At 42.0% G+C, this 5,934-nt stretch carries 5 protein-coding genes and 1 pseudogene; all 6 read left to right on the forward strand.

Annotated features, from left to right (window positions below; genetic code table 11):
* Positions 1 to 248 (forward strand): annotated as a pseudogene (locus tag QVP40_RS06885) (hypothetical protein); the annotation flags it as partial.
* Positions 245 to 1,354 (forward strand): hypothetical protein, encoded by a 1,110-nt coding sequence (locus QVP40_RS06890; RefSeq protein ID WP_022067738.1) that lies wholly within the window; start codon positions 245 to 247, stop codon positions 1,352 to 1,354. The pseudogene QVP40_RS06885 and the gene QVP40_RS06890, both read left to right, overlap by 4 nt.
* 50 nt (positions 1,355 to 1,404) lie before the next feature.
* Positions 1,405 to 2,292 carry a diadenylate cyclase CdaA gene (gene cdaA / locus QVP40_RS06895; protein ID WP_022067739.1) on the forward strand — a complete coding sequence of 296 codons (888 nt, stop codon included), beginning with the start codon at positions 1,405 to 1,407 and terminating at the stop codon, positions 2,290 to 2,292.
* On the forward strand, positions 2,270 to 3,550 hold the full coding sequence (locus QVP40_RS06900; protein ID WP_022067740.1) for a CdaR family protein: 1,281 nt from the start codon (positions 2,270 to 2,272) through the stop codon (positions 3,548 to 3,550). Before cdaA ends, QVP40_RS06900 begins: the two co-directional genes overlap by 23 nt.
* Before the next feature lie 15 nt (positions 3,551 to 3,565).
* The gene (locus QVP40_RS06905) at positions 3,566 to 3,829 is read left to right on the forward strand and encodes an HPr family phosphocarrier protein (protein WP_022067741.1); all 264 of its coding nucleotides are present in this window, start codon (positions 3,566 to 3,568) and stop codon (positions 3,827 to 3,829) included.
* Between the two features lie 45 nt (positions 3,830 to 3,874).
* On the forward strand, positions 3,875 to 5,934 hold a 2,060-nt coding region (locus QVP40_RS06910), incomplete at its 3' end, for a hypothetical protein (RefSeq protein ID WP_288200367.1).

Here is a 5,934-nt window from a genome sequence, read left to right on the forward strand (position 1 = left end):
GTGAGTATCTGATGGAAAATATCCATAAGATGAATCTTGTTTCCATGGGTATTTACATAATTGTAGGATATGCTGTTGTTCTTGTAGTATATTCTGTTCTTACTTATATTCAGTATTCTGTGCGGTATTATAAAGCCAAAAAGAGTGTGCGGGAGTATTACAGCCAGCTTACTGAACTCAGCAAGATTTATGCGCGCGAAGAGAAAAAAGCAGCAGGCAGAGGAACTGCGGGAGGGTATCGGAAATGACAGCTTTACTGGAATTTAAACAGAAAATAAAAGGATTCTATGCAAAATATGAAATGTATCTGCAGCCATTGATGAAATTTGTTCTGGCTCTGATATATTTTATATGGATCAATTCCAATATGGGATATATGACAGCTCTGGATAATATGTTCGTGGTACTGATACTTGCGCTGATCTGTTCTATTCTGCCATCTGCAATGACTATATTTGCAGGATTTGCTATGATGGTGGGTCACAGCTATGCTCTGGGAATCGATGTTGCGGGATTCATGCTTGTTCTGATTCTTTTTATGATGATCGTATTTCTCAGATTCAGTACAGAGCAGAATATTGTTGTGGTTTTGACACCGCTTGCCTGTGCATTTGACCTTCCGGTACTTCTGCCGGTTGGCTGCGGCCTTTTAAGCAGTGCGCTTTCTGCACTTCCGGCAGCCGGCGGTGTGATTATCTATTACTTTGTAAGATTTCTTGGAAGTCAGTCTCAGATACTGCAGAATCCGGAAGGGGAGATCATGGACAGAATCACGCTTCTCTCTGACGGACTGATGAAAAACGGAGAGATGTGGCTGACTCTTGTGGCTTTTGTGGCTGTGATACTGGTGGTAAATCTGATAAGAACCAGAATGTTTGATTATGCATGGCGCATTGCTATTGTTGCAGGCGGCGTAACTTATATAGTCATTATGCTGATCGGAAGTATTTTTATGGGGATTTCTATCTCTGTGGTTTCGATGATCATCTTTTCTGTTGTGTCTGTCCTTATTGGTCTTGTTCTTGAATTTTTTGTATACGGAGGAGACTATACACGTACAGAAAGACTTGAATATGAGGACGATGAGTATTATTATTATGTAAAAGCGGTTCCCAAGGCTCTTGTAGCTACTTCTGATCGCAGTATCAAAAAAATCAACGCCGAGCCGTCACGGGAAGAAAAAAAACAGAATGAGCATGTGGTAAAATATAACGAGCCGCTGTTTCAGGGACAGGAACCGAAGAAACAGTCCGGAAAACGCAGGCCGCAGCAGGATGAGCAGCTGCTCAGAAGACCTTCTGTGGACAATGTTGATTTTGAGAAGAAACTGGAGGAATCCCTGAAAGATCTGTAACAGAAATGTGATCTGTAACATGAAAATGTATGAGAAAGAGAGGAGCAGTTATGCAGAACATCATAAGTGTATTGAACAGATACGTATCGCATATCAATATGCCTTCTGTCAATATCATTGATGTAATAGAAATTCTGTTGATTTCTGTATTTGTATATCAGTTTATGGTATGGATCAAGTATACCCGCGCCTATACTCTTTTGAAGGGGCTTCTGGTTATCAGTGCCTTTCTGCTCATTGCGTACATTTTTAAGATGAATACGATCCTGTGGATCGTGTCCAAGCTTTCCGGCGTACTGATTATGGCAGTGATCGTTATCTTTCAGCCGGAACTGCGTAAAATTGTAGAACAGCTGGGGCAGAAGCGGATCATGTCAGCCATCATTCCCTTTGATGTGGGAAAAGAAGTAAAAGAGCGTTTTACAGATAAAACGATCAACGAACTTGTGAAAGCCTGCTTTGACATGGGGGAGGTTAAGACAGGGGCTCTGATCGTTATTGAACAGAAAAATCGCCTGGATGAATATATCCGTACAGGAATCAATGTGGATGCAGTTCTTTCCAGTCAGCTTCTTATTAATATATTTGAGCACAATACTCCTCTTCATGACGGGGCAGTTGTTATGAGAGGGAACCGTATAGTGGCAGCTACCTGTTATCTCCCTTTGTCAGATAATATGGAACTGAGCAAGCAGCTTGGAACCAGACACAGGGCTGGGGTGGGAATCAGTGAGGTTTCAGATTCTGTAACCATTATCGTATCAGAAGAAACCGGACAGATTTCTGTGGCGCAGGAAGGGAAACTTGAGAGAAATGTTTCATCTGCCAAGCTGAGAGAAATTCTTGAAAAAGCGCAGAATAAAACAATCGTGGATAACAACAAACTGAGACAGCTTTTAAAAGGGAGGTCAAAGCATGAAGGAAAAACTGACAAATAATCTCTCTCTGAAAATTCTTTCTCTGCTTGTTGCTGTTCTGGTATGGCTTCTTGCTATTAATATAGATAATCCGATTGTGAAAAAGACTTTTATAGTAACAGACGTTCAGCTTCTGAATGAAGCCTATATTGACGCAGACGGCAAAATGTGCATGCGAAATGAGGAACAGGAGCCGATCCGTGTCACAATCAAGGCTCAGAGAAAGGTTCTGGATGATCTGACGTCAGCGGATATTCGCGCAGCAGCCGATCTGCAGCAGGCAGTGAGCCTGGATACCAATCCGGTTATGGTACCTATTACGGCTACAGTAGATAATATTGCTCCGGGTAACATTCAGGTGTCGCCTCAGAATCTCAGCCTTCATATAGAGGATAAGGAAACTAAGGAGTTTGTTGTTACTGTGACAACCAAAGATACAAAGCCTGAAAGAGGCTATGAAATTGGAAATTTAGTATCCAGTCCTGAGAAAATCAGGATTACAGGACCAACATCTCTAATCAATAAAATAGATAAAGTAACAGCCTCTGTTGATGTCAGTGGCGCATCTTCCGATGTGACCAGAGAGACAGATGTTACAGTCATTGACAAAAACGGCGAGCAGTTCAGCAGCCAGGATATGTCATATCTTAATGTGTCAAAGGTTTATGTGACTGCCCGTTTATGGAAAGTGCGTACAGATGTAAAAATCAGCGCAGAATGCTCCGGAACGCCGGCAGATGGTTATCGGGTGGAAGGTGTTACCACTACGCCCAATGTGATTAGTGTGTCGGGAAGCGATGAGGCGTTACATGCTCTTGCTGAGCAGAATAACACAGTATGGATTCCCGCAGAGGCTATTGATATATCCGGCAGGGATAAGGACTGTGAAGAAAAAATAAATATATCTGATTATCTTCCGGAGGGACTGAAACTGACCAGTGATTCCAGTGAAGATGTATTTGTTCATGTAAATATTCTTCCGGAGGGAAGTACTGTATGCGAGGTTCCTACAAAAAATATTAAAGTGGAAAACGTGCCGGATGGAATGCAGGTGGCATTTGATGCGGCACAGGTAGAACTTCGTGTAAAGAAAACAAAAGAGGACCTGGGAGATCTGAAGGAAAAAAATATTAAAGCCTCCATTGATCTGAAAGATAAAAAAGAAGGAACTTACGAGGTGGTTGTTGATATCGAGATTCCCGAGGGATATGAACTTGTGGATGAGGTAAAAACACAAATTGAGGTTTCCAGGATTTCCAAGGCAGAAGAAAACAGTTAAACAGGAGAAGGGAATATGGTCAGTCAGAAAATTACAATCAATAATCCTTCCGGGCTTCATTTGCGGCCTGCAGGGAATTTGTGTAATGAGGCGATCAAGTATCAGTCATTGATTACCTTTACGTACGAGGGGGGAACAGCCAATGCAAAGAGTGTGCTCAGCGTATTGGGGGCCTGCGTAAAATGCGGGGATGAAATTGAGCTTGTCTGCAAAGGGGCAGACGAGGAGGAGGCAATGAAAGCTATGGTCAAAGCTATCAGCAGCGGCCTTGGTGAATAAATAATAACATGTGGAATGAAGAAGAATAAATAAGGAGGAAGTACGTTGAAAAAACGAGTAGTGGCGATTCTTTTGAGCCTGACAATGTGTTCATCTATGGTAACTGAGGCCGGTGCGGCAGCAATGCTGGATACGGCAGTGGAGTCTGATTCTGAAAACAGTTTTTCGGATTCTTCATCAGATGTTACTGTGGAAGAAGAGCCGATGGATGGCGGTGAAACAGAGGCGCCGGAAGATACGGATGGTGGAGACATTTTTGTTGGAGATCCTGAGGGAGAGGTGCAGCAGCCCTCTGATGAACCTTCTGATAATACAGGCGGCAATGACGTGACAGACAGTACAGAACCGGAAGAGGGATTTGCAGATGATCTTTTCAGTTCAGGTGATAATATGCCTGAACTGGAACAGAAGCCTCAGACTGTACCGGAAATGGAAAATACAACTGCAGAACCGGCAGCATCTTTTGAATCAGAGGATACAGAAAAGCATACGGCTACCCTGCTTTACACCCGCTGGAAACTGGAAGAGGGAAATAAGTGGATGCTTCAGAAGCTTCCAAAGACAAAAGATATTGCAGTTGATGATGAAAACTCAGAAGTTTTAGATGGAACCGTTGCTGATGAAGGTACTGTACCGGAGGAACTGCCGGATGTTCAGACAGAAAATCAGGATTCTGCAACAGAGGTTGAACCAGAAACTGTATCTGAAGATGCAATGAACATAGAAGAAACAGAAAATCCTGCAGACGATATTCAGGGAGAGACAGAACAGCTGGAGACAATCCCGGAAGTAATCCCTGATGTGGATGCTGTTCCGGAAGCAGAAAATAATATACCGCAAGATGATATGTCTGTGGATGCAAAAGAACCGGTGGAATATTACAGGAATGCATTGGTTGAAATTACAACAGTAGACAGCCAGGGTCAGGTTCTTCAAAAAGGAACATACTATTTTAATGAAAATGGGTGTATGCTGACAGGAAAAAGAGTTGTGAATCCAGGAACAGAGGGATTTTCTTACGATTCACCAGCTGAGTATTTCTTTCAGTACAGCTCCAGTGCCAAGGTGACAAATCCTGACACAGAGGCAGGAAATACACCTACTCCTTTTAATTCCAACATGGGACAGATGCAGAAGAATACCGGATACATGTGGGATGCAGGCGCTTTTCATAAATATGGTGAGGATGGAAGAGCAGAAGAAATTACACCTAATATGATATACAAGATTGGTGGTCAGTTTTATTATCTTTTGGAAGATGGCAAACCATATATTGGTGTAGTAGAAGCTTCCTATAATGGAAGAAAAGGACTGTATGCATTCAGAAAGAGTGAGCCAGGCGAAAAGGTTCCTGGAAAAATGGTATTCAATCGTTGGGCAAGTATGAAAACCAGCAAGGGAGACAAATGGCTTTTCTTTGGATCCAACGGTCTTAATCAAAAAAAAGGAGCAGGTGTATATAAATTGCTTGCGCCTTCCAAGAATACAGAATATCTGATTGATTCTTACGGATATCTTGCCAAAGACAAAGTGATTAAAGCTGCTAATGGTTCCTACTATATGGCAAATAAATATGGCTGGGTATACAAAGACAGCGTTGTTAAATGGAATAATGCCAGATATTATTTTGGTAAAGACGGAAAACGTGTAGAATGGACTAAACGGTGGATTCGTGTACACGGAAACAAGAAAGGACGTTATTATTATATCGGAAGTCTTCCCGGTCGTATTCAGGAAATGAAGGGAATCCAGAATGTTACCATGAATGGTAAACATGTTGGATGGTTTTTGTTCGACTCAAATGGTGAAAATGTTCAGAGCCAATGGTCAGGTGACAGATATTTTCTTGGTGATGGACGTATGGCAAGCGGACCCGTGACGGTAGGTGATTATAAGTACTTTTTTGAACGCAGTTCATCAACGCAGTGTCGTGGAAAAAAATATAAGAGCCAATGGATCAAGTATAATAATAAGTTTTATTATGCAACAAAAGAGGGCAGATTATATGGAGCCGGATGGAAAACAATCAATGGTAATAGATACTATTTTGAAGACTGGACAGCAGTTACTAATGTTGTAAAGAAAGATCCGGCTACAAATCTGTA

Origin of the sequence: Blautia sp. CAG:257 (assembly GCF_000433815.1) — a bacterium.
GTDB classification, from domain to species: Bacteria; Bacillota; Clostridia; order Lachnospirales; family Lachnospiraceae; genus Blautia_A; species Blautia_A caecimuris.